Consider the following 23763-nt stretch of genomic DNA (forward strand, 5'->3'; position numbering starts at 1 on the left):
GTGTAATGTATCAGAGAATTTCACAGTTTTCTTTCTTCTGCAATTCTTCAAGGATATCCCAGCCAGCGAAATGGAATTCATCTAAAATCTGTTCGATTTCACTGTCCGTTACTGAGGCAGGAGCCACAAAACAGATAGTAGTTTTCCCCACTTTTATGATCATGTCATACGTTTCCATGTAAACATCACCTCTATATGATGTGTATGCAGCGAGAAGCAGAGGACGGGTTTGATTTTTTGAGTTTGTAGGGAGGTTTCGTCATGGAGCGAGTCTGTATGTATCTGAGAAAATCACGTGCTGACCTAGAAGCAGAGGCACGTGGTGAGGGAGAAACACTTGCCAAGCATAAAAAGGCGTTAGTAAAGCTGGCTAAAGAAAAGAATGTACGTGTCATTAACATATATGAGGAAGTTGTGTCAGGAGAAAGCTTGGTACATAGGCCGCAAATGCTGGAGTTGCTGAAAGAAGTGGAAGCCGGTGTATATGAAGCGGTTCTGTGTATGGACCTTGATCGTCTGGGGCGTGGAAATATGCAGGAACAGGGACTGATTCTTGACACATTTAAACGATCAAAGACGAAGATTATTACACCTAGAAAGATATATGACCTAATGGATGAATGGGATGAGGAATATAGCGAGTTTGAGGCTTTTATGGCGCGTAAGGAATTAAAGATTATTACTCGTCGGCTGCAGAGTGGTCGTATCCGATCTGTTGAGGAAGGAAATTATCTTGCCACCACTCCTCCATATGGATATCAAATAAAAAAAACAGATAAAGAACGCTATCTGGTTCCTGATTCTGAACAGGCTCCTATTGTAAAAATGATTTTTGAATGGTATACACATGAGAATCCAAAGTTTCGATTAGGCAGTAATAAAATTGCCAATGCATTGAACCGACTTGGGTATAAAAGTTCAACAGGTCAAGAATGGAAGAGTCATTCTGTGCTTAATATCATTAAAAACGCAGTATATATCGGTCGTATTCAATGGAAAAAGAAAGAGGGAAAGAAATCGAAGGAACCAGGGAAGAAAAAAGATGTTCGTACCCGGCCACGTGAAGAATGGATTGATGTGGAAGGAAAACATGAACCACTGGTGTCTATAGAGACATATGAGAAAGCGCAGGAAATTTTAAATAAGAGGTACCATGTGCCATATCAGCTTGTAAACGGGCTTAAAAATCCCTTAGCAGGTGTAATTACATGTGGAATGTGTGGGTCCTCTATGGTTCTGCGACCGTATGGAAAGCAAAAGCCGCATATTATGTGCTATAACAAGTCGTGTAAGAACAAAAGCAGCCAGTTTGCGTATGTGGAAGCACGTTTGCTGGAAGGCTTAAAATACTGGCTTAAGACATATGAAGCGGAGTGGGATAAACGGAAGCCAAAAGATAGTAACAGTCGAAATGATAATGAATTAGCGATTAAGGAGCAGGCACTTTTAAATCTGTATCAGGAATTGAAGCGGTTAATTCAGCAAAAGGATAAGCTTCATGACTTTCTGGAGAGAGGGATTTATGACGAAGAAACGTATCTCATACGTTCACAAAACGTAGCAAATAGAATGGGAAAGATAAAGGGGTATATTGAAGAGGTTGAGGGAGAAATTGAAACAAAAAAGAGTCAAGGGAAAACCAAACAAGATATTATTCCTACTGTAAAGCATGTTTTAGATTTGTATGAGAAAACGGATGATGCTGCGAAAAAGAATACTATGTTGAAGTCTGTGTTAGAATGCGCTGTTTATATAAAAGAAAAACATCAGAGAAATGACGAGTTTACGCTTGTTATGTATTCAAAGTTACCAAGAAAATAGAATTTTTGGAACACTTACATTGTTAAACATAGACATTATGAAGAGATTGCTCCCCTTTTTTTAATTCAGTTTTATAACAAAAACGCATCTCTTGAGAATAAATCTTAGAAAAACCGATAAGCCATTAGTAGAAATGAAATATCGCTCATTGACATTCTCGGCACAGAAGCGAACGAAGTCGAAGACAAAGTCCAGCTTAAAATCGAAAAAACGAAAATCTACAAACACATTCACATCCTTGATGACCGGGAAAAAGAAGTCATCATCGGTCGATTCGGTCTCGATAATGAAGAAGAACGAACCCAGCGTGAAATTGCTCGTGAGCTAGGGATTTCCCGCTCGTATGTATCACGGATCGAGAAGCGGGCATTGTTAAAATTGTTTCATGAATTTTACAGAAAGAATGAAAACGCAATAAAAAGCTAAGCAATGCACGTTAGTAAGCAACGAATCAGCTTATGTCAAAGCATCAAAAACCTCCCGCGAGCATGTAAAATGTAACCCGAATAACGGACATTTTAAAAAAAGTCCGTTGCTCGGGTTTTTTGTATGGAGAAAAATGAGCTCACATAATGATATAAAATCATAGCTGAAGGTTTACTGACATGCTGTAATCATTAATAAATAGTATCATCAAAATACTGATTTCACCCGATAAAATGAATATAATAATTAGGTAATAAGTCATTAGTGATGAGTCTTTACGTCCGCATATAATGAAAGTCTATTATTTTTTTTCTTACATTTTGTGTTAAAACATCTGCAAGGAAAAGAGGGTTTTAATGATTCGCGTTATGGTTGTCGATGATGAGGAAAGTGCGCTTGATATTCTTGAGATATTATTGCGTGAAATTGGTGATGTAACGGTGGTTGGGCGCTATATGAATCCGTTGCAAGCGATAGAGGCCCTTGAATTTGAACATGTAGATGCTATTTTTCTAGATATCCAGATGCCGGGCTTGACCGGCATGGAGGCAGCAAGACAGATTCGGGCTAAAATGCCGCATACGCAGATTGTATTTACAACCGCCTATTCAGAGTATGCGGTTGAGGCGTTTGAAATCCATTCTGCTGATTATTTACTAAAGCCATTTACAAAAGAGCGATTGCAAAGCACAGTGCTACGGATTGCCAAGACGCAATCTACTCATGAGAACGTTGTAAGTAGGAACCAACAAACACGGGTGCAAAGCTTAGGGGGATTTCAAATATACACCGAAAAAGGGCAGCTTTCTTGGAGAACGAACAAAGAAAAGGAGCTGTGCGCTTTTCTGTTTCATCATGGCGCTAATTCGGTAGATATCGCAAGTATTATTGAAGCCATATGGCCGGACTATCATATGGACAAGGCCAAAAGCTATTTGTATACATGCATTTCGCTTCTCCGAAAGAATTTTCAGGCAAACGGTATTCAAGCAACCGTCAGTAAGGTTGGAAAGGGGTATGCGATACACGCCGAGGGCTTGATGAATGACCGGATCGAATTCGAAGAAATGCTGGAGAGAGCGGTGACGGAAGAGCCGCATAAGCAGATATACGATAAGATAAATGTGTTATATAAAGGCGAATATATGAAGGACTGTGATTTCTCTTGGGCCGCATGGAAACGAACGTATCTGTTGGAGAAGTATATCCATGTATTGCGCCATATGTATCGGCACTTTATGAAGCGTGGGAATATATCGCTTGCGGTGGATAGCCTACAGCGGATTTTGAGACTTTCTCCTGATTCGGAGCAGGATGGTCGAGAATTGATCAAGTTGTATCTCAATACGGGATATCGCAGCGATGCTTTAAAAGTATATCGTCAGCTTGATCATGCGGTTCGCCTGCACTTAGATGCGGGATTGGAAGAAGAAACCGTAAAGCTCTATAAAGAACTGATTGTAGATGAGTAGAAAGCTTGCGGCTGTACTTGTGACAATTGGGATATTGGCAGCGACATACGGAGCGTTCTTTTTGCTATTTAACATGCGTGATGATCAGGCACCGCGTGCGGTTAACGGGATGCTGGACCTGACAAGTTGGCATTTTGCCGAAGATGGGGTTCTTCCACTAGATGGAGAATGGGAGTTCTATCCGGACAAGCTGCTTAACCATGAAGAGATGTCCATTGCCAATCGATATACGAAGTCTCTGGCCACCATCATAGTTCCCGGATCATGGTCACCTTCGATGCATAAGCTTGGGGTGGCTACGTATCGATTACGGATCAATGTGGGTGATACAGGTCAAGTGTATGGCTTGAAGACACTATCGATTCAGATGTCGAATCGTATTATTGTGAATGGCAAAACAGTTGGCTCAAGCGGTCATCCAGCAAGCGATTCATCGTACGAGGCGAAGAACAAGCCGTATGTAGCATATTTTACACTACAGCCCGGATGGAACGAGATTATCGTTCATGTTGCCAACCATGATTTTTTAGCGAGCAGCGGGATTAATAACCCTATATATGTAGGTTTTGCAGAACAAGTTTCAACTTTGCATGATCGAGCACTGGCACATGATTGGATCATAGTTGGTTGTTTTTTGATGATGGGCCTATACTTTATTGGTTTATATACACAGCGTACGAATGATTATTCACTTATCGCCTTCGGGTTCCTATGTATTTTTATTTCTGTCTATTCGGCTACAAGCGGTGAGAAGATTCTGCTTACTCTGTTTGATGCCATTCCTTTTTGGCTTTATATTCGAATTCAGATCATTTCCGTTTACGGTGCGGGCATGATGATATTCCTGTATGCCTATACCGCATTTCGACCATTTTGTTCTCGATGGCTGATTCACATAGGTTTCCTGATTGGATTTGTGTTAATTGTAGTAATGCTTGGGTTTATCAGGTTTGTCTATGATGGAATCATTCCTTTCATTACTTCCTTATACGGCACCTTTCCCTTTCTGTATGTAACGTATGTGTTCGTATTGGCCGCTTTTCATAAGGTGGAGGGCAGTCTCTATTTAATTGTAGCTGCCATTGCATTGAATGCGCATACGATTGTTCAAAATCTGTATGTGTATTTTGATGTGCCGGTTTATTCAATCGTGCCGTTTGAACCGTTTCTTTTTCTCTTGATGATCGCCTTGCTGATGTCGCTTCGTTTTTCCAATGCCTTTAAGCAGATTGAGGAGCTCTCTGTACAGTTGCTGAAAGCAGATAAGCTAAAGGATGAATTTCTGCTGCGAACGTCGCACGAGTTTAAAACACCTTTGCATAGCGTTATGACGATTTCACAATCCATGTTAGACGATACGCCCCATACATTGCCTGAAAAGCAGCAGGAAAAAGTAGCGCTTATTATGAGTATCACAAAAAAGCTCTCCCAGCTTGTATACGATATCTTGGATTTCTCCAAGCTTAAGCAGGGGGATATAGCCATACACCCTGTTTCAGTTGACGTTCGCTCCACAGTAGAGGTTGTCGTACGCATTTTTTCATTTCTAACGGTTGGCAGACAAGTCGAGATTATAAATCGTGTTCCACAGGATATACCATGTGTGTGGGCTGATGAGAATCGATTCATTCAAATCCTCAATAACCTATTAGATAATGCGGTTAAGCATACTACACAGGGGAGTATTATCATATCAGCGGAGGAAAGTAAGGGAAACGTCGAGATTTCAATCACAGATACGGGGGATGGGATTGAGCAGCAGGATGTAGACCGCATTTTTGAGCCGTTTACCTCATTTGATACTGCGGAATATCAAAGTTTCGGATTGGGATTGTCCATCGTAAAACAGTTAATCCATCTTCAGGACGGGGACATTTCTGTATATTCGAGAAAAGGTGAAGGAACAACCTTTACTTTTTGGCTTCCTGTTGCCAAAAAAGACAGCGTTCCAAGAGTGGAGCGTTCGGTATATAACAGCTACGTCAAAGTACCGGAGTATTCATTCTCAACACCCTATTATTCAGAAAAAAATGGAACCCACACGATTCTACTTGTAGATGATCACTTTTCAAACTTAAAAATATTAATAGATGCCTTACAACCGCTTGGCTGTAATGTAATCGCCGTAAAAAATGGCATGGAGGCCATTGAGCAGATTACAAAGCCAAATACGATCGATTTAGTCATTTTGGATTTAATGCTGCCGGGAATGTCAGGATATGAAGTGTGTCAGACGATTCGTAGAAAATATGCTTTGCTTGAGCTGCCTATTATTATGGTCACAACTGCCATTCAGCCGGGAGATAAGCTTACTGCATTTGAGGTCGGAGTAAATGACTTTTTATCGAAGCCGTTCGATACAACGGAACTGCGGGCTAGAGTTAAAAGCCTGCTTGTGATGAAAGAGTCCGTTAGCAAAGCGATTGACTTAGAGGTAGCATTTTTACAATCGCAGATTCGGCCGCATTTTTTGTATAACGTCTTGCATACGATTGTTAGCTTAAGTTATACCGATGTGGAAAAATCGAGAAAACTAACGACGGATTTGGCTGATTATCTACGGGGCAGCTTCCAATTCAGCAACCTTCAGAAGCGAATATCCTTTGGTCAGGAGCTACTCCTTGTTCAATCATATGTGGAGATTGAACGGGCGAGATTTAAAGATCGTATACAGGTCGAGTATGATATTGCGGCAGCGATGTACGGTGTCGGGATTCCACCGCTTCTTATTCAACCATTGGTGGAGAATGCGATTCGTCACGGTATTGGCGAGCGGATAGAAGGTGGAGTTGTTACGATTACTGCGTATGAAGCTGATGATTATTATCGTATCGAAATTGAAGATAATGGTGTTGGAATCGAAAGTGAGCGGCTTGAGCAATTGCTAAGGCCGGAATTGGATGCTTCACAAGGGGTTGGCTTGAAGAATATTTCCAAACGATTGAAATATGAGTACAACACAGAACTAAAAATAGAGAGTGTCCTTGGTAAAGGAACGAAGGTAACGCTGCTGCTTCCGCGGGATACAGCGAACGATCAATTATAAATCTAGAATACAGACAGAATGATTTGAGTTTGAAGGCGGAGAAGGAGTTTCACGTATAGCGGTATAGAGCAGGAGGAAACACCCGTTAGAATAGGGCTGTCTATTCTATATGGGTGTTTTTCTTTTTCACTCACTGATGGTAAGAATATTTATCCATTGGAAAAACAATACTAAACCCGACATCATACTTGATGAGAGGAGCGGAACAAGGTGGATGATTTGCAGCTTGCCAGAGCTATGTTTGGAACCACGATGGGGTTCCACATTATTTTCGCTACGCTTGGTGTAGGATTGCCGCTAATGATTCTTGCAGCAGAGATTTTATATCAATGGAAAAAAGATAGGGATTATCACATTATGGCCCAGCGCTGGACGAAAGGGTTTGCGGTGCTGCTTGGCGTTGCCATCCCGTCTGGAACCATTGCTGGAGTACAGCTTTCGTTGTTATGGCCTGGATTTATGGAAGTGGTGGGAAAGGTCATTGCTCTTCCGTTTCAAATTGAGATTTTTGCCTTTTTGTTGGAAGCATTATTCATGTCGATTTATGTATATGCGGCAGATCGGCTCTCGGCTGGAATGCGGATTCTAAGCGTTAGCCTAGTAGCGCTCGGCGCGTTGGCGTCAGCTGTCTTGATTACGAATGTGCATGCGTTTGAAGGAACGCCTGCCGGATTTCGTATCGTGGACGGTCAGATCGTAGACGTAGATCCGTGGGCGGGTTTTTTTAATCCGAGCTTCGCTGTATCGGCGATTCATGTCGGGCTTTCTGCATATATGACCGGAGCGTTTGCGATTGCCTCCATTGCAGCATTTAAGATGCTGAAGCGAAAAACCGGTGATAAAGAGTTTTTGTTTCACCGTAAGGCATTGATGCTCTCGCTCGCTATCGGTGGTCTTTTCTCCGTAGGTACGGCACTTAATGGGCATGAATCAGCCCAGTCGCTCCATCAATACCAACCGGAGAAGCTTGCGGCAGCAGAAGGTCTATTTGAGACGCAAGCCTATGCTCCGCTTGCGATTGGTGGTGTTACGGATGAAGCGACGCAGAGTGTCAAGTACGGGATTGAGATTCCGTGGGCGCTCAGCTTCCTTGCAGGCAACCGTTTTGATGAAGTTGTCAAAGGTTTAAATGATTTTCCAAGGGAATATTGGCCTCCTTTGTATGTGCATACGCTGTTTAATGCGATGGTTGGTATCGGTTCCCTGTTGATCCTGCTATCGATCATAGGATTCGTATGGCGCCATCTGCTGAAGCGGGAAGGCTTTCCGCGCTGGCTCATGTGGCCGTTTATCGCTTCCGGGCCGCTTGCGATGATTGGCATTGAATTCGGATGGATTTTTGCCTGCACCGGACGACAACCTTGGGTGTTGTATCGTACGATGCTGACCGCTGATTCCGTTACACAGACGGGAAATATCGGTCTTCTGTTTATTCTGTTCGTTACGGTGTATTTGATATTAGGTATCGCAACAATTATTGTCTTGCTTCATTACTTCAGACGTCATCCTCTAGAGAATGAACTGAAAGGAAGTGCGGTTAGCTCATGAAAAGCATTGAATGGTTAGGAAGCGAGGGGACAGAGGGTGAGTAACGAACTGATTGCGATCGGGATGCTCTGGCTGTTTGTATTCGTTTATTCGGTCGCCGCATCCATTGACTTCGGTACCGGCTTTTGGTCGATGGTGTACCGGAATCAAGAGCGGAGCCGTGCGACCAACATTGCCAACCGCTATCTGTCTCCTTCTTGGGAAGTGACCAATGTGTTTGTCGTATTGATTGTGATCGGCCTGGTATCCTTTTTCCCTGGGGCGACCTTTACGCTGGGAACGGTGCTGCTCGTTCCCGGCAGCTTAATCCTGCTCCTGTTGTCCATCCGCAGCGCTTTTCTGGTCTACTCGCATTCCGTAGAAAAATACGAAAAGCAGTTGGTTATCATTTCAGGCATCAGCGGCCTGTTTATCCCTGCCCTGCTCATTCTTGTGCTTCCGGTCACACATGGCGGATTCATTGATATGAGCAGGGGATACGAGGAACTTATGCTTGGTAAGCTGCTGACGAGCCCGAGCGGTTTGTCGTTTGCAGCGTTTGCGATCAGCAGTACATTTTTTCTCTCCTCACTGCTGCTGGCCGATTATTCGCGCGTGTCGAACGAGCTGGAGGCCTATCGTCTGTATCGGCGGGATGCCATTTTGAATGGACCGCTGACCTTTTTTATTGCTCTGTTGCTCGTCGCTTCGATACGCAGCGAAGCTCCCTGGCTGTATGACAATTTATTGAGTGAGATTCCGCTTTTGATCGCTTCTGCTGCTGCCTTCTTCATCGGATATACGGCCTTATGGTGGCCAACAGGGAAGGGAGATTCCATTCCGGGACGACCCCGTATTGCGATGATTGGAATTGTCATTCAGTATTTGATTGCAAGTTATGCGTACGGGAAGGCGCATCTTCCCTATATCGTCTATCCGCATGTAACGATTGAGTCATCGTTTACCCACCCGAATATGTTTCGGGCTTTGTTTGTCTCCTACATTGTAGGGTTTGCCATTCTTACTCCTGGATTTATCTACTTTTGGCGTATGTTTATGAAAGATAAGCGGTATTTGCGGCAACCATAGCAGAAAGTACAGAGAAAGACGGCTCTTTTTCGGAAAGTAAAAGAGCCGTTTCTTTTATATACACTATGTTTCGATTAGAAATACATTGTTTCTTTATGCTATACAATAAGAAACAAAAATAAAGAAAATCCCGCTTGTTTCCTTATTACAGATGTCGGCACAATTTTTGCAAAAGTTAGAATATAAGGTGATATTCAGTTACAATGACAATTAATGATATAGAGGTGATGGAATGAGCATGACGGTGGGAGATCTCGTCGAATGGGCAGCACGTAATTATCCAGAGAAAGCAGGACTTGTGTATCGACGTAAAGAACAGGAATGGACATTTAAGCAATTGGATGAGAATGTAAATCGATTTGCGAGTATGTTGTGGAATAAGGGAATACGCAAAGGAGATGTTGTATCTGCTTTTTTGTACAATACAAGCGAATTCGTTGTTACCTTATTTGCGGCAGCCAAAATCGGTGCGGTATTCAATCCGATTAATTATCGACTTACCGCTTATGAGCTTCAGTATATCGTAAACGATGCGAATAGTCAGGTGTTGGTGTATGAAGCAGCATTAGCGGATGTTGTAAAGCAGGCGCGTGAATTAGGGACACAGGTAGCTCAATATGTATATGTTGATGAATCGGTACCGGATGGTGATGCATCGTTTTATGAGTGGATGAAGCAAGGAGAAAATCGTAGACCACAGGTTGCCGTAACAGAAGATGATTTGTATATCATGATGTATACAAGTGGAACGACGGGGCGTCCCAAAGGGGTGCTGCATAAGCATCGAGATATGGTTCATCATAACTTTTTGATGATGCAGTGCATGGGTCTAACCAAAAATGACATTGGGCTTACCGCAGCACCGCTTAATCATACCGCAGAACTTCATACATCGTTTCTGCCGCGGCTGCATGTCGGTGCAACCAATGTGCTTCTTCACTCCTTCCGGGCTGAAGACGTGTTAGCAACGATTGAAAAAGAGCAGGTCACCCATATGTTTGCAGCTCCTACTATGGTAAATATGATGCTGCATGATCCTTCGTTTGGTACGCATGATCTCTCTTCCCTTCGACTGCTTGGGTACGGTGGCGCGTCTATGGCACCGATACTGATTCAGCAATTCCAGCAAAAAGTGGGAGCGGATCTTGTACAGATGTACGGTACGACAGAGATGGGACCGGTTATGGCAGTGCTGCATGCAGATGAACAATTATCGCGAGCTGGGGCCGCGGGCAAAGCCATTCTTACACATGAAGTGAAAATTGTGCGCCTTGCAGATGATGGTACCCCATCCCATCCGGATGATGAGTGCGCAGTAGGTGAGGTTGGCGAGATTATTGTTAAAGGACCCTGCATGATGCAGGAATACTACAATCGGCCGGAGGCGACAGAGGAGGCGCTTGCTTATGGCTGGTACCATACAGGTGACATGGCATCCTATGATGAAGACGGCTATATATGGATTCATGACAGGCTCAACCATATGATTGTGTCAGGAGCAGAAAACATTTATCCAAGAGAAGTGGAGGATCAGTTAGTCGAACATCCAGAGGTATTGGAGGCGGCAGTCATCGGCAAGCCGGATCCGACATGGGGCCAGATTGTAACAGCATACATTGTTATAAAGCCAACTAGTACGGTAACAGGAGAAGAACTTGATGCCTTTCTTCTGCAGGGGGGCCGCCTTGCCAAATATAAACGGCCACGTGCGTATCATTTTGTGGAAGCGCTACCAAAAACGCCGAGCGGTAAAATTCAAAAGTTCGTGTTAGAGAAGCAGATCAAGGAAGTGCTGTAAACACAAATGAATAGGAAGCGGGGGCATGAATGCAATGCGCGGATATTTCGGAAAGAGGCGTGAAGATGGTGCGGAACAGCCAGCGGCACTAGGTAGGTGGAAGGTACGGCTGCCGTTTGTCCATTATGGAATCGAATACCCAGATTGGATTCAAGGGGCGATTCTTTGTGTAGTGCCAATGGGCGTTACGGCTATCATGATGGATACGTTGGGCATACCGTTTGAGCTGGCCATTGCTTTTGTGATCATCAACAACTTTATGTACTTGATTCATACGCATTTTGGAGACCCCGCCATTGCCGGATGGATTACAGCCGGAATCCCGCTGTACGTCGGATTTTTGAATGGATTTCCGGCCGGAGATGAACGTATTCAAGCGCTGATTGCGCTGCAGCTTATGGTCGCCTTGATCTTTTTGTTGATGGGATTGTTTAAGGGCGCGGATGCATTGGTAAAGCGGGTACCCGTGTCGTTGAAGGCGGGGATCTTATTAGGTGCAGCTATGGCTGCCATTCTCGGTGAATTTGCAGCAACGGGTCGTGTATGGAAGATGCCTGTAACGATTCTTGTCGGTGCTGCGCTCGGTTTCTTCATGATGTTTTCCACATCAGCAGAGCCGCTCCGTAAAAAGTACAGCTTGTTCCGTTATATTGCTCAGTTTGGGATTGCCATACCTTTCGCGTTGGCCTACGGATTCGGCATTCTGATTGGCGAAGTGAAGATGCCTGTGTTGGATTGGAGCTTTGTCGCGTTACCGATTGGAGAGATTGTAGCCAAATACAGCATATTCGGGATTGGATTTCCCCCGATCGATCATTTTGTAAAAGCACTGCCATTGGCTGTTGCGGCCTATATTATTGCGTTCGGCGATATTTTGGTCGTCAGCTCTCTGTTAAAAAGCGCGGACCAAGCACGACCAGATGAGAAAATCTCATTTAGTCCAAGCAGAAACAGCCTCATCGTCTCTCTGCGTAATTTCATTCAAGGCATATTTATGCCGTATCTGCCGTTATCGGGTCCGCAGTGGACGGCCGGACAGGTACTCGTACTCAATCGCTATATGAATAGCGGCCGTGGTCAAGTAGATAGCTATTGGGGTGGTGCGACAGGGATTTTCTGGGGGATGAGCATTGCGCTTCTGTTAGGGCCTATTGTTTCATTGTTCCAGCCCGGTGTACACATCGGTATGGCACTGACCATGCTGATACAAGGTTATCTATGTGGATATTTGGCTATGGAGATTCTTAAGGATGAAGGGAACTTGCAGAAAGGGATCGCAGTGCTGATTGGAGCCGTTCTCGCAACAAAAGGTGCCGCCTGGGGACTTGGCATCGGTGTTGTACTCTGGCTCTTGCTTGAAAAAGACTGGACAGCGAGCCGCCAGGCACCGGATATTGCTCTAGTAGAGGAAGAAGAAACAAGAGTGGAAAGAGCTGAATAGATAGGATAAGCCCCTGTTTTTCAAGAAAGAAAAACAGGGGCTTGACTATTTATCGGGCAGTCTGCCTGCACTTATTAGCTGCTGAAAAAGCTCATGCTAGAATATTTATGCTTCTTATAGTGCCTGTGTCCATAGGAACGGGTAGAGTAGCCGCCGCGTCCTCTGCCCATAAGTTTGCGAGCGCCCTTTGCCAATCCGCCAACAAGCAGGAGACCGAATACGAGTACAAGCAACACAATGAAGATGATGCCTCCAAGCAATAGTTTAATCATGCTATTTCCTCCTTATTGGATACATACCTTTCATACGTATGAGCATACAAAAAAGTTTCTTCAAAATCATCTCAAAAAGCAGCGATATGGAAGCTGTGGTCAGCGGGATTTCTTTATCAGTATTTTAACATAAAGAAAGCGGGTTCATCGTTCTTTTGTAGAGCGGCTTTTTTTGTTGTATACTTTTTACCTTTTGAATCGTTTTAGATACGAGAGTGGGAAGAGATGGACGTACAAGACAGGGAATGAATCCAAAATTAAATCTTGAAGGATTGTCTTTTATTAAAGCAGCAACGCTTGGGGCCATCATAGCAAAATACGAATGAAGCCATCTATGGTATGATGAAACATAAACTGGTTTTTATGGTACGTACAATGTTTTGCAGCAGGAAAGGATTAGATAGGATGAAGCAACGGATTTATGAGTTAGATTGGCTCCGCGCGTTTGCGGCACTCTCTGTGATTTCCATTCATACGACATCAACATACGTCATGAAAAGCGATACAGCGTATATTTGGAACCAGGCTATGCGCTATGCGGTTCCCTTATTTATTATTTTATCCGGGTTTCTGTTATATTATAGCGACCGGAATAAAACGAGTGTGCCGTATGGTTCTTTCTATAAACGAAGGTTTAGTAAAATTCTTATCCCTTATGTGATCTGGACGGTTCTGTATGCCGCCTATAAGCATTGGGACGTGCTGCTTGCTGAGGAATACGGGACGTTTCTTTCTTCCCTTGGTGATCATTTATTATACGGTACAGGTTTTGTGCATTTATATTTCCTAATCATTATGGTACAGCTATACCTGATTTATCCGCTTCTCTATGTATGGCTTAAAAGGCATGCAGGCAGCTTTCTCGCTGTGACGCTCATGCTGACGCTGACGGCAGAATTCATCCTTTATTTTCATTCTCTGGGCATATGGAAGGTGCCGCGTCTTACGGTTCCTTATGTAATTATGCTGCCGCTGTGGATCTTCTATTTTTCGATGGGGATGTATCTGGCGCAGCGCAGAGAAAAGTGGGAGCCTTGGATTAGCGGGAAGAAGGGGCGGCTTGGCTTATTGTACGTGCTGACCTTTCTATTACTGCTTATAGATAGTAAATGGAGCGGGACATTTGATTCATCCATAAAGCCTACCGTACTGCTGTATTGCTTTGCCTCCTATTTTTTCTTTTATAGTGTCGCAATCAAAGCAAAAGAATTGCGCGGGAAAATAAGCGTATGGGTAGATTGGCTTTCGCAACAATCGTTTTTGATTTTTTTACTTCACCCGTTTGTATTGACTGCTTTTCTGTCTAAAGAGCTGGGCCTTACAGCATTTTTTGGAACGAATATGGGGCTTGTTCTTCTGTTTCTTGTGGTGACGATAGGTACGATGGTAGCAACGTACCTTATTAGCTTTACGCCGCTTGCTCCGTATCTTGGTGGCGTGCGGCGTACATCGCAGGTGTCTCATATATCAAGTTAATATAATGATAAAAGCGAGGAACCAGATCTGTATGATGGCTCTTCGCTTTTTTATAGGAATGTTCAATATTTATTCAAATCATAAGGAAAAAAGATTCATTTCTAAAAGCCTAATAATAAGGTAAAATTTCTCTAATAGAGTGATAAGTAGATACATACTTATTGGGTGAGGTAGGGTGAAAGTCATGGAAATTGTGCAATTTGAATACAAAGGGAAATTGGACCTCGGTAAAATGGAAACGACAGAGGGAGAGCTTCTAAGCTTGGAAGTAAAAAATCCCGATATATATAAAGTAGGGGATATGGTTGCTCTTTTTTATCAGGGAAAGAAATTTTCAGTGAAAATTATCAAAAAAGAAGAGCAGCATATCAGCTTATTCATTCCCTTATTTGAGATGAATTTTCCGAATAACCGCCGCAAATGGCCGCGGGTTGGCGTCGATTTAACAGCATTTATCAATGATTATGTGAGCGAGAAAATCTATGAAATCCCGCCTGACCTTCGGATTCAAGTGCTCGATTTGAGTATTCAGGGATTCGGGTTTGCTTCCCATGAGCCATTAAAAGTCAATCACTCCTATTATTTGTTATTTGATGCACCGGATTTATCCATTAAAACCAAGACAATCATCCGGCATGAAAAGCTGGCTGATGATGGATACCGATATGGCTGCGAGATTATGTCGATTACAAAAACGGATTTTAATGAGCTGCGCCGCTATGTATTACTAAGGCAGTTGCTAAAGGGCGCAGCGACAATATACTGAGGATAAGATAGGCAGGGAAAGAAGTTGTGATACTCTCAGAGCAGTGTAAAATGGCGGGAGAACCAATAGTCTTCGAGTATGCGCTCAACCCCTGAAGCTACAATATGCTGAAATCCTTCTTCATCTGTTGTCAGCCAGTTGTTGGCTTCATCTTTAAATACAGGATAGATATGGCCTTTCTTAAATAACAGGGGGGCGGAGATTATCTCTACATAATCTTCGGCTGCTCTTGCGTGAACATCCCGAATGCATTGCGCGAGTTCCAACAGTTAGTTCCTCCTTATGTTCGCTTACTCAAGGTCTCAGGTTAGCACCTTCATTGTATCGGAAAAGTGCAACGTAGCGAAGAGTCTATGCTTGTTTATTCGAAGAAATTCCACTTTTTTCTCAGCTAGACCTATTGTTTGTTGTGTAAAAATACCTATAATTGAATTATAGAGATAGACGAATAAGACAATTGTCTTACAATATTGCATTTGATACGTGGAGATGTGTAAATTATGATTGGCATGATGGAGAAGGGGTGGTACAGATGCTCTGGGGACCAGTTAGTTTAATGGGGTTTTTCTGTATGATTGTGTTCCTTGGTTTTTCGCTGCTCTCGCTTTTGGCTATTTTTACGAGAAGGGGCAGTCTGTTGAATAGCTTGTTCGGCCTCTTATTTGCCGCTGTTTTCTTTAGCGTATTCGCATTCGGTGCGGTTAAAGTTCAGCAGTATAATGAAACAGCTGGAGACAAACCGATTGACAAACCAATCACGGCAACGCAGAAGCAGATGCCGATAACAAAATAAGAAGAAATCAATTCAACCTGCCTGAAGAAAGGGCAGGTTTTTATTTTTTGGGGCGTGAATGAGCCATTATTATTTTGATTTTTATGAAAAAAAACGTGTTCACGTTATAGTAACAAGTGATTCATGTGTAAAAGAAAGGGGGTAGTATAATGAGGACGAAGTAGGAAATACATGGATTTTCTTGCTTTCATTCTCTGTTTTTATTTTTGTAATTTTATCATAATGATGGAGTGATTATTATGTTCTGGCTTGAGTTCCTTGTCGTGCTTGTCTGCATCTTCATTGGTGCGCGTCTCGGAGGAGTAGGCCTTGGGGTTATGGGAGGTGTCGGCCTTGCAATTTTGACTTTCGGATTTCAATTGCAGCCAACTACTCCACCTATTGATGTAATGCTGATGATTGTTGCTGTTATTACGGCAGCAGGCGCACTGCAAGCTGCAGGTGGTATGGATTATCTCGTTCAGGTTGCTGAGAGAATGCTGCGTCGAAATCCGGACCGTATTACATTTATGGGACCAATCGTTACGTATTTATTTACATTTTGTGCTGGGACAGGGCATGTAGCGTATTCGGTTTTGCCTGTTATCGCTGAAGTAGCACGGGAGTCTGGCGTTCGTCCCGAGCGTCCGATGTCCATAGCTGTTATTGCTTCGCAGCAGGCCATTACAGCAAGTCCAATTTCGGCTGCGACAGTAGCTTTATTAGGGATGCTTGGTGGATATAATATTCAACTAATCGATATCCTAATGGTAAGTATTCCAGCTACTTTCCTTGGCTGTATGATCGGAGCCGTAGCTGCGAGTCGGATGGGCAAAAACCTAGATGATGATTCAGAGTATTTAGATCGTGTGGAGCAGGGACTTGTCCCACCGGTTACCGAGCATGTGGAGCATCATACTGTGAATAAGGCGGCGAAGACATCTGTATTCCTATTTCTTGCTGCTGCGTTTGTTGTTGTGCTGCTCGGCACCTTTCCTGAACTTCGTCCTGCATGGAATGTGGATGGAAAGATGGAGCGTATGGCGATGCCGGTCGCTATCGAGATTGTTATGCTGACAACAGCTGCACTGATTATTTTATTGGGCAAAGTAAATGTTGACGATGTGGTAAAAGGAAATGTATTTATTGCAGGAGCACAGGCTGTCATCGGGATTTTCGGTATTGCCTGGATGGGGGATACGTTCTTTGCAGGTAATATGGAGTTGTTAAGTGGTTCGATTAAAGGAATGGTGACAAGTGCTCCTTGGTTATTTGCGTTTGCGCTGTTCGTGTTGTCCATTCTTTTATACAGTCAGGCTGCAACCGTACGTGCTCTAATGCCGCTTGGTATTGCACTCGGTATTCCGCCGTATTCGCTGATTGCTATGTTTCCGGCAGTAAATGGCTACTTCTTCATTCCGAATTATGGTACGATAATCGCAGCAATCAATTTTGACCGCACGGGTACGACACGCATCGGAAAGTACATCTTAAATCATAGCTTCATGATTCCGGGGCTTGTCTCTACCGTATCTGCTGTGGTACTAGGTTTTTTGCTGATTCAGTTTCTTTTCTAAATTTTAGATGCTTTATATTACGTAATAGGAGATGTTACCGGACATGAAAGACAAACAATATCGTGTAGAGAAAGATTTTCTAGGCGAAAAAGAAGTTCCGCTTGAAGCTTATTATGGTGTGCAGACAATGCGGGCGGTGGAGAACTTCCCGATTACGGGTTATCGTATCCACGATTCGCTGATTGTAGCAATGGCTATCGTCAAAAAAGCGGCTGCACTTGCCAATATGGAGACAGGTCAGTTGAATGCACGGCTTGGAAACGCGATCGTAGAGGCAGCTCAGGAGATTATTGAAGGCAAGCTGCATGATCAATTCATCGTCGATCCAATTCAAGGGGGCGCCGGAACGTCCATCAATATGAATACCAATGAAGTCATTGCGAACCGGGGACTTGAGATTATCGGGGAAACAAAGGGAAATTATTTTCAGTTAAGCCCGAATACGCATGTGAATATGGCACAGTCAACCAATGATGCCTTCCCAACCGCAATTCATCTGTCAACATTGTCGATGCTTGACAAGCTGCTGGTCACAATGCAGGAGCTGCATGATGCTTTTGCGAAAAAAGCGAAAGAATTCGATCATATCGTAAAAATGGGTCGTACCCATCTTCAGGACGCTGTACCAATTCGGCTTGGACAAGAGTTCGAAGCATACCGTCGTGTGTTAGATCGTGATATGAAGCGCATCAAGCAATCCCGCCAACACCTATATGAGGTTAATATGGGTGCAACGGCTGTCGGAACAGGTCTGAATGCGGACCCGCGCTATATTAAGAGTGTTGTGAAGCATTTAGCTGAAATCAGCGGCTTCCCGATTGTAGGAGCAGAGCATCTGGTGGATGCAACACAGAATACGGATGCATATACAGAAGTATCCGCCGCATTGAAAGTATGTATGATGAATATGTCCAAGGTGGCGAATGATCTGCGCCTCATGGCGTCAGGTCCGCGTGTAGGACTTACCGAAATCACACTGCCTGCTCGCCAGCCGGGCTCTTCTATCATGCCGGGCAAAGTGAATCCGGTTATGGCAGAGGTGATTAACCAGATCGCGTTCCAGGTTATCGGCAATGACAACACCATTTGTCTTGCTTCTGAAGCGGGTCAGCTTGAGCTGAATGTAATGGAGCCGGTTCTTGTCTTTAACCTGCTGCAATCCATCAGCATTATGAATAACGGCTTCCGTGTCTTCCGTGAATATTGTGTGGAAGGCATTACAGCCAATGAAGAGCGTCTCAAAGAATATGTGGAGAAGAGCGTAGGCGTTATTACGGCCGTCAATCCGCATCTTGGTTATGAGACAGCCGCTCGGATCGCCCGTGAAGCGATTCTTACCGGCAAATCGGTACGTGAACTCTGCCTGTATTACAATGTATTGACGGAAGAAGAACTGGATTTGATCCTTGATCCGTATGAGATGACTGATCCTGGCATTTCCGGTGCTTCGCTGTTGTTTAAAGATTAATCCATATTGCATGCGATGAAAGGGGGGGCCATAGGCTCTCTCTTTTTTCATGTAGATACTAAATAGTAATGCGTCACATACGGTTTATGATCATAGAAAATGGTGTAAAAAAAGAAAAAAGTTCCGAACAGAAAAACGGGGGGCGTCACGAATGATATAAAGCACCGTAGAAAGAAGGAACAGAAAGGAACCGAGATGAAGACATATACGGCCAAACAAAAAGGAATACTGGGGTTAATTATCTTCGGAGTTATTGGCACACCTGTGCTGGCTGCCTCGTTGAAAGAAGGAGAACAGGCAGAGAATGCAGTGAAAACACCGGCTACAGCCGTTGCAGAAGCGAAGGATATACACAAAGTTACAGCCAATCCTATTCCTAATCAGACCGCAGAAGGACAAGTGCATGCAGCGCAGTCTATTGAGCGTGTTCCGCTTGATAAGACGCTAGATGAGTTTTTATCTGAACAGGAGAAAACGAATCGTGCAACAGCTTCCGCACAGCCTGTATCCAGATCAACACAAGGTGGTACAGATATCGCGCAATCATCTGCTCCATCGACGGTTACAGCAGTAAAATCGTCATCGGATGAGGGCGCAGATGAGCGGATGCAGGAGGCGACACGAAGAGAACTTACTAATACAGGGTTGACGCCAGAACAAATTGCCAAAATTGAACGTTTGGTTGCTTCCGGAGCTTCGTTAGATGGGCTTATTGAAGCGCTTGATGAAAAGGGCGAGCGTGACATTGCCAAGGTGCTGGCGCATGAAAAAGAAGCGAAAAAGAAAAATAGTAAAGAAAAGGATAAACCGAAGCAGAAGCATGAAGACAATGGAAAGCACAAAGGCCATGGAAAAGATAAGAAGAAAGATAAAGATAAAGATAAAGATGACGATAAAGAGGATGACGATTAATGCTGTTGAAACGATGCGTTTTTACCCCAGTTTTCTAACCTTGGAAACATGTTGACTTCATAAAATACCTCCTCGAACACACACTAACGATATACAACGAGGAGGTGAATAATCATGGCACAGAGCAAAAATAAACTGCTTATTCCACAGGCGGCACAGCTGCTTGACCAATATAAATATGAGATCGCATCTGAATTTGGCGTACAGCTCGGCGCTGATACGCAATCCCGTTCAAACGGTTCAGTAGGGGGCGAGATTACAAAGCGTTTGGTACAAATGTCGCAGCAGCAGCTCAGCGGCAAATAAAAATATATATGGATCATACAAAAAAGCGGCAGATGCAAGGTCTGCCGCTTAGTGTCGTTATTGTGTAATCAATTCAGGAATACGCAGGAAGGCAAGCGCCTCTTTTACAGCCGCTTCTCCCTGATCCATGCAATCCGGTAATCCAGCTCCGTGATAAGGAGCACCTGCAAGAAAGATACCCGGTAATTGAGCGTGCATTTCAGATTCAAGCTTTGCTATTCGCTGTTGATGACCGACCACATATTGTGGACGAATTTGTTTCCAGCGGGTAATGTGATAAAACTCAGGTTTTTGCTCGATTTTCATGATTTTATTCAAATCACTGATGACAGCTTGAATAATGTCTTCATCTGATTGATATACAATTTCTTCTTCTCCTGCACGTCCTACAAAGCAACGCAGCAATGCTTTCCCCTTCGGTGTAGTATGCGGCCACTTCTTATGCAGCCACGTACAAGCTGTCATGCTGTAGTTTGCATTGCGCGATACGATAAAGCCTGTACCATTAATGTCCTGCTTAATGGCTGATTCAGAAAATCCGAGTCCAACAGTAGCTACCGATGTGGTGGGCATCTCTTCAAGCAATTTGATAAATGAGTAATCGGACAATGCTTGGCTGGTGACCTGTGCCGGTGTTGTCATAATGATGCTATCTGCGGCTATAACGCTACCGTCAGATAACCGAAGCGCATAGCCTTCTTCAGTTTTATCGATATGCTCCACAGCGGTGTTTTTACGGACGCAGCTAGGGTCTAATCGTTTCTCAATGGCTTCCACCAACGATTGAAGGCCATTTTTAAATGTTAAAAACGCGCTGGGTGACTTTTTGTCCCCTGCGGCTTTTGGCTGCTTTGGTGTAGAAGAACGCATTCCAAGGATGAGGCTGCGGTATTTGCGTTCTACATGATAAAACTGCGGGAAGGTAGACATGAGGCTTAAATCATCGATGTTACCCGCATATACGCCCGACAGCAACGGCTCAATTAAATTCTCTACCACTTCATCACCGAGACGATGACGGAAAAACTCGCCCAAGGAGCGATCCTCTTCTCCGTTTCCGCCGCGCGGCAGCACCAAATCAAGTGCAGCGCGTAATTTGCCCACAGGAGAGAACAGAGACGTGGTTACGAACGGTGCTAGCTTGGTGGGAATCCCCATAATGGAACCGCCTGGAATCGGATAAAGATGATCGTTGTTTAGAATATAGGACTGTCCTGTCTGATTGCGTACCAGGTCTCCTTCGAGTCCTACCTCTTTAGCTAGGCGGGAAGCGCTTGTTTTGCGTGCAAGAAAGGAATCGGGTCCTCGCTCAATGACGAATCCATTCGTGTATTCTGTCTGTACTTGACCGCCGAGACGATCGGCTGCTTCAAGTACGACATAATTGATGCCCAACTTCTGTTCACGAATCGCTTTTTGAAGGTAATACGCAGCCGTCAGCCCGGTAATCCCACCGCCGACGATTGCGACTGTCAAAGCTTGCGTGCTCATATGTTCATCACTTTCTTTCTTCTAGCTTCGCAAGAACGGCAGATGCCAGCCCTTCGATAAATGTTTCGTTTGCATTCGGCATAGGCGGGCGCAGATAACGGACACCCAGTTCATCTGCAAGATTCTTACATTCCTGATCATTATCATACAACACTTCGAGATGGTCAGAGACAAAACCAATCGGACAGAACACCATGGTTGTATAGCCTTGTTCGTGAAGCTCGCGCATTTTATCCAGCACATCCGGTCCAAGCCACGGCTCTGGCGTGCGTCCTGCGCTCTGCCAAGCGGTTGTATAGTGGGGGATATTGGCCATTTCAGCTATAGTTCGGGCATTGCTTGCAATTTGCTCTGGATATGGATCGTTCATTTGGCTGATCTTCTCCGGTAGACTATGCGCAGAGAAGATGGCAATCGCTTTATCCTTCTCCTCTGTCGGAATGAGCGCGTACGTTTCTTTCAACCGCTCTGTCCAATACCGTAGAAAAGCGGGTTCCTCATGCCAACTGTCAATTGAGTGGATGATCGGACCGCCTATTTTCTTGCTTTCTTCAAGTGCGCGGCTATTATACGACTTGGCACTGAATGTAGAGAAGTGGGGAGCCAGCACAATACTAACCGCTTCTTCTATCCCATCCTGCTGCATCTGCTGCACTCCGTCTTCAATAAAAGGCGTAATATGCTTCAAGCCAAGATATGCTTTAAATTCATATTCGTTCTGCATCCGATTCAGCATCGCTTCAAGTGCAGCCGCCTGCTCTTCCGTAATGCGGGAGAGAGGAGAGATGCCGCCAATTTTCTCATAGCGGTCCATCAGATCTTGAAGCAGTTCAGGTGTCGGTTTGCGTCCGCGTCGAATGTGCGTATAATAGGGCTCGATCTCTTCGGTGCTCCGTGGCGTGCCATACGCCATCACGAGAAGTCCCATGCGTTTGTCTGTCATGTTCATACCCCGTTTTTTATGAGAATGTCACACTGGTTGCCAGTTGTTATTTTTTAGAAGAATATTCGTGAATAAATGCAGTCAGACGCTGCATCGTTTCTACTTTTACCTGCGGATATACGCCGTGGCCGAGATTGAAGATGAAGCCCGGTGTCTCCATGCCTTCATCAAGAATTTCCTTTGCTTTTTTCTCAAGCTCAGGCCAGTCGGCCAAGAGCAGACCCGGATCAAGATTACCCTGAACAGTACGGGTTACCCCTTGTTTGCGGGCAGAAGTAATGCTTGTTCTCCAATCGAGACCGATTACGTCAAGCGGAAGCTGATTCCACTCCTGCAGCAGATGGCCTGCTCCAACACCAAACATAATTTTCGGTGCGCTCTCTTCCTCTAGTGCGGAGAAGATGCGATTCATAATAGGCGCGACAAATGTTCTGTAATCCTGTGCATTCAATGCGCCAACCCAGGAATCGAATACCTGCACCGCCTGTGCACCTGCCCGAATCTGTGCTTGTAGATACGTAATGGTCATCTCACCAAGCTTGTCCATCAGCAGGTGCCATGCTTCCGGATTAGAATGCATAAAGGCTTTTGTTTTATAATAGTTGCGTGATGGTCCGCCTTCAATTAGATAACTCGCCAATGTAAACGGAGCCCCTGCAAAACCGATAAGCGGTACTGAAAGCTGTTCGCGCAGCAGTGTAATCGTATCAAGAATATATGGAACGTCTTCTTGCGGTTGAAGCGGTTGCAATTTCTCAACATCTTCTTTAGTTGTGATCGGATTGTCGATGACCGGCCCGATATTGGATTTAATCTCAACGTTTACACCCATGGCAGGCATTGGTGTCATAATATCCGCAAATAAAATAGCTGCATCAACATCCAATTGCTGAATCGGCAGCATGGTCACTTCCGCGCATACTTCTGGGCGATGGGTAATTTCAAAAAGTGAATATTTTTCACGAATTTTACGGTATTCCGCCTGGTAACGACCTGCTTGTCGCATATACCATACAGGTACATGCGTGTGGGCTTCGCCACGACAGGCTCTTAAGAAATTATCATTAAAGGGCTTTGTGCTCATTTTGCCACACCTTTCCTCTCCATAAACATAAAAACGATAAAAACCTTCCCTATTGTACGATAGCATAACTTGCTTG

Annotated in this window: 20 protein-coding genes and 1 pseudogene; 15 read left to right on the plus strand and 6 right to left on the minus strand. The window is 44.3% G+C overall.

What is annotated here, in order from left to right; genetic code table 11:
• Positions 1–10: 10 nt before the first annotated feature.
• Complete coding sequence (locus AB3351_RS13195) at positions 11–178, minus strand: hypothetical protein (RefSeq protein WP_371147598.1); 168 nt, start codon at positions 176–178, stop codon at positions 11–13.
• Between the two features lie 83 nt (positions 179–261).
• On the opposite strand from AB3351_RS13195, the gene AB3351_RS13200 reads away from it, so the two are divergent.
• From AB3351_RS13200 to AB3351_RS13235, 8 genes and pseudogenes are all read left to right on the plus strand, one after another.
• Positions 262–1821 (plus strand): recombinase family protein, encoded by a 1560-nt coding sequence (locus tag AB3351_RS13200; protein ID WP_371147599.1) that lies wholly within the window; start codon positions 262–264, stop codon positions 1819–1821.
• A gap of 132 nt (positions 1822–1953) precedes the next feature.
• Positions 1954–2247, plus strand: a pseudogene (locus AB3351_RS13205) (sigma-70 family RNA polymerase sigma factor); the annotation flags it as partial.
• 356 nt (positions 2248–2603) lie between these two features.
• Positions 2604–3719 (plus strand): response regulator, encoded by a 1116-nt coding sequence (locus AB3351_RS13210; protein WP_371147600.1) that lies wholly within the window; start codon positions 2604–2606, stop codon positions 3717–3719.
• Positions 3712–6765 (plus strand): ATP-binding protein, encoded by a 3054-nt coding sequence (locus AB3351_RS13215; protein WP_371147601.1) that lies wholly within the window; start codon positions 3712–3714, stop codon positions 6763–6765. Before AB3351_RS13210 ends, AB3351_RS13215 begins: the two co-directional genes overlap by 8 nt.
• A gap of 210 nt (positions 6766–6975) precedes the next feature.
• A complete protein-coding gene (locus tag AB3351_RS13220) occupies positions 6976–8313 on the plus strand; it encodes a cytochrome ubiquinol oxidase subunit I (RefSeq protein ID WP_371147602.1) in 1338 nt (445 codons plus the stop codon).
• Between the two features lie 36 nt (positions 8314–8349).
• On the plus strand, positions 8350–9381 hold the full coding sequence (locus AB3351_RS13225; protein WP_371147603.1) for a cytochrome d ubiquinol oxidase subunit II: 1032 nt from the start codon (positions 8350–8352) through the stop codon (positions 9379–9381).
• A gap of 232 nt (positions 9382–9613) precedes the next feature.
• On the plus strand, positions 9614–11179 hold the full coding sequence (locus AB3351_RS13230; RefSeq protein WP_371147604.1) for a long-chain-fatty-acid--CoA ligase: 1566 nt from the start codon (positions 9614–9616) through the stop codon (positions 11177–11179).
• A gap of 25 nt (positions 11180–11204) precedes the next feature.
• Positions 11205–12620, plus strand: coding sequence for a hypothetical protein (locus AB3351_RS13235; protein WP_371147605.1), 1416 nt, complete (start codon positions 11205–11207; stop codon positions 12618–12620).
• A gap of 74 nt (positions 12621–12694) precedes the next feature.
• Here the strand turns inward: AB3351_RS13235 and AB3351_RS13240 are convergent, their stop codons facing one another.
• The gene (locus AB3351_RS13240; RefSeq protein WP_371147606.1) at positions 12695–12892 is read right to left on the minus strand and encodes a hypothetical protein; all 198 of its coding nucleotides are present in this window, start codon (positions 12890–12892) and stop codon (positions 12695–12697) included.
• 405 nt (positions 12893–13297) lie between these two features.
• Here AB3351_RS13240 and AB3351_RS13245 point away from each other — a divergent pair, with 405 nt between their 5' ends.
• Both AB3351_RS13245 and AB3351_RS13250 read left to right on the plus strand, forming a co-directional pair.
• A complete protein-coding gene (locus AB3351_RS13245) occupies positions 13298–14368 on the plus strand; it encodes an acyltransferase (RefSeq protein WP_371147607.1) in 1071 nt (356 codons plus the stop codon).
• Positions 14369–14552: 184 nt separating this feature from the next.
• On the plus strand, positions 14553–15134 hold the full coding sequence (locus tag AB3351_RS13250; protein WP_371147608.1) for a PilZ domain-containing protein: 582 nt from the start codon (positions 14553–14555) through the stop codon (positions 15132–15134).
• Positions 15135–15169: 35 nt separating this feature from the next.
• Here the strand turns inward: AB3351_RS13250 and AB3351_RS13255 are convergent, their stop codons facing one another.
• A complete protein-coding gene (locus tag AB3351_RS13255; protein WP_371147609.1) occupies positions 15170–15400 on the minus strand; it encodes a hypothetical protein in 231 nt (76 codons plus the stop codon).
• Positions 15401–15666: 266 nt separating this feature from the next.
• On the opposite strand from AB3351_RS13255, the gene AB3351_RS13260 reads away from it, so the two are divergent.
• The 5 genes from AB3351_RS13260 to AB3351_RS13280 all read left to right on the plus strand — a co-directional run bounded on the left by AB3351_RS13260 (position 15667) and on the right by AB3351_RS13280 (position 20169).
• Positions 15667–15927 carry a hypothetical protein gene (locus AB3351_RS13260; protein ID WP_371147610.1) on the plus strand — a complete coding sequence of 87 codons (261 nt, stop codon included), beginning with the start codon at positions 15667–15669 and terminating at the stop codon, positions 15925–15927.
• A gap of 239 nt (positions 15928–16166) precedes the next feature.
• Positions 16167–17483: an anaerobic C4-dicarboxylate transporter family protein gene (locus AB3351_RS13265; RefSeq protein WP_371147611.1), complete on the plus strand. Its 1317-nt coding sequence runs from the start codon at positions 16167–16169 to the stop codon at positions 17481–17483.
• Positions 17484–17526: 43 nt separating this feature from the next.
• On the plus strand, positions 17527–18951 hold the full coding sequence (gene aspA / locus AB3351_RS13270) for an aspartate ammonia-lyase (RefSeq protein WP_371147612.1): 1425 nt from the start codon (positions 17527–17529) through the stop codon (positions 18949–18951).
• Positions 18952–19146: 195 nt separating this feature from the next.
• On the plus strand, positions 19147–19863 hold the full coding sequence (locus AB3351_RS13275) for a hypothetical protein (protein WP_371147613.1): 717 nt from the start codon (positions 19147–19149) through the stop codon (positions 19861–19863).
• 114 nt (positions 19864–19977) lie between these two features.
• Positions 19978–20169, plus strand: coding sequence for a small, acid-soluble spore protein, alpha/beta type (locus AB3351_RS13280; RefSeq protein WP_371147614.1), 192 nt, complete (start codon positions 19978–19980; stop codon positions 20167–20169).
• A 57-nt stretch (positions 20170–20226) separates the two neighbouring features.
• Here AB3351_RS13280 and hemY read toward each other — a convergent pair whose 3' ends face one another.
• From hemY to hemE, 3 genes are read right to left on the minus strand one after another with little or no spacing between them, the layout of a single operon-like run.
• Positions 20227–21660, minus strand: a complete 1434-nt coding sequence (hemY, locus tag AB3351_RS13285; RefSeq protein ID WP_371147615.1) for a protoporphyrinogen oxidase — start codon at positions 21658–21660, stop codon at positions 20227–20229.
• A 7-nt stretch (positions 21661–21667) separates the two neighbouring features.
• Positions 21668–22603: a ferrochelatase gene (gene hemH, locus AB3351_RS13290; RefSeq protein ID WP_371147616.1), complete on the minus strand. Its 936-nt coding sequence runs from the start codon at positions 22601–22603 to the stop codon at positions 21668–21670.
• 46 nt (positions 22604–22649) lie between these two features.
• Positions 22650–23687, minus strand: coding sequence for a uroporphyrinogen decarboxylase (hemE, locus tag AB3351_RS13295; protein ID WP_371147617.1), 1038 nt, complete (start codon positions 23685–23687; stop codon positions 22650–22652).
• Positions 23688–23763 lie beyond the last annotated feature (76 nt).

This window comes from Aneurinibacillus sp. REN35, from assembly GCF_041379945.2.
GTDB lineage: Bacteria > Bacillota > Bacilli > Aneurinibacillales > Aneurinibacillaceae > Aneurinibacillus.

Excerpts from the sequence above, each read along its gene's own strand:
- AB3351_RS13260 (WP_371147610.1), top strand. The coding sequence starts at position 15,667 with ATGCTCTGGGGACCAGTTAGTTTAATGGGGTTTTTCTGTATGATTGTG.
- AB3351_RS13275 (WP_371147613.1), top strand. The coding sequence starts at position 19,147 with ATGAAGACATATACGGCCAAACAAAAAGGAATACTGGGGTTAATTATC.
- AB3351_RS13265 (WP_371147611.1), top strand. The coding sequence starts at position 16,167 with ATGTTCTGGCTTGAGTTCCTTGTCGTGCTTGTCTGCATCTTCATTGGT.
- AB3351_RS13250 (WP_371147608.1), top strand. The coding sequence starts at position 14,553 with ATGGAAATTGTGCAATTTGAATACAAAGGGAAATTGGACCTCGGTAAA.
- AB3351_RS13230 (WP_371147604.1), top strand. The coding sequence starts at position 9,614 with ATGAGCATGACGGTGGGAGATCTCGTCGAATGGGCAGCACGTAATTAT.
- AB3351_RS13245 (WP_371147607.1), top strand. The coding sequence starts at position 13,298 with ATGAAGCAACGGATTTATGAGTTAGATTGGCTCCGCGCGTTTGCGGCA.
- AB3351_RS13215 (WP_371147601.1), top strand. The coding sequence starts at position 3,712 with ATGAGTAGAAAGCTTGCGGCTGTACTTGTGACAATTGGGATATTGGCA.
- hemE (WP_371147617.1), bottom strand. The coding sequence starts at position 23,687 with ATGAGCACAAAGCCCTTTAATGATAATTTCTTAAGAGCCTGTCGTGGC.
- aspA (WP_371147612.1), top strand. The coding sequence starts at position 17,527 with ATGAAAGACAAACAATATCGTGTAGAGAAAGATTTTCTAGGCGAAAAA.
- AB3351_RS13235 (WP_371147605.1), top strand. The coding sequence starts at position 11,205 with ATGAATGCAATGCGCGGATATTTCGGAAAGAGGCGTGAAGATGGTGCG.
- AB3351_RS13210 (WP_371147600.1), top strand. The coding sequence starts at position 2,604 with ATGATTCGCGTTATGGTTGTCGATGATGAGGAAAGTGCGCTTGATATT.
- AB3351_RS13240 (WP_371147606.1), bottom strand. The coding sequence starts at position 12,892 with ATGATTAAACTATTGCTTGGAGGCATCATCTTCATTGTGTTGCTTGTA.
- hemY (WP_371147615.1), bottom strand. The coding sequence starts at position 21,660 with ATGAGCACGCAAGCTTTGACAGTCGCAATCGTCGGCGGTGGGATTACC.
- AB3351_RS13280 (WP_371147614.1), top strand. The coding sequence starts at position 19,978 with ATGGCACAGAGCAAAAATAAACTGCTTATTCCACAGGCGGCACAGCTG.
- AB3351_RS13200 (WP_371147599.1), top strand. The coding sequence starts at position 262 with ATGGAGCGAGTCTGTATGTATCTGAGAAAATCACGTGCTGACCTAGAA.
- hemH (WP_371147616.1), bottom strand. The coding sequence starts at position 22,603 with ATGACAGACAAACGCATGGGACTTCTCGTGATGGCGTATGGCACGCCA.
- AB3351_RS13195 (WP_371147598.1), bottom strand. The coding sequence starts at position 178 with ATGGAAACGTATGACATGATCATAAAAGTGGGGAAAACTACTATCTGT.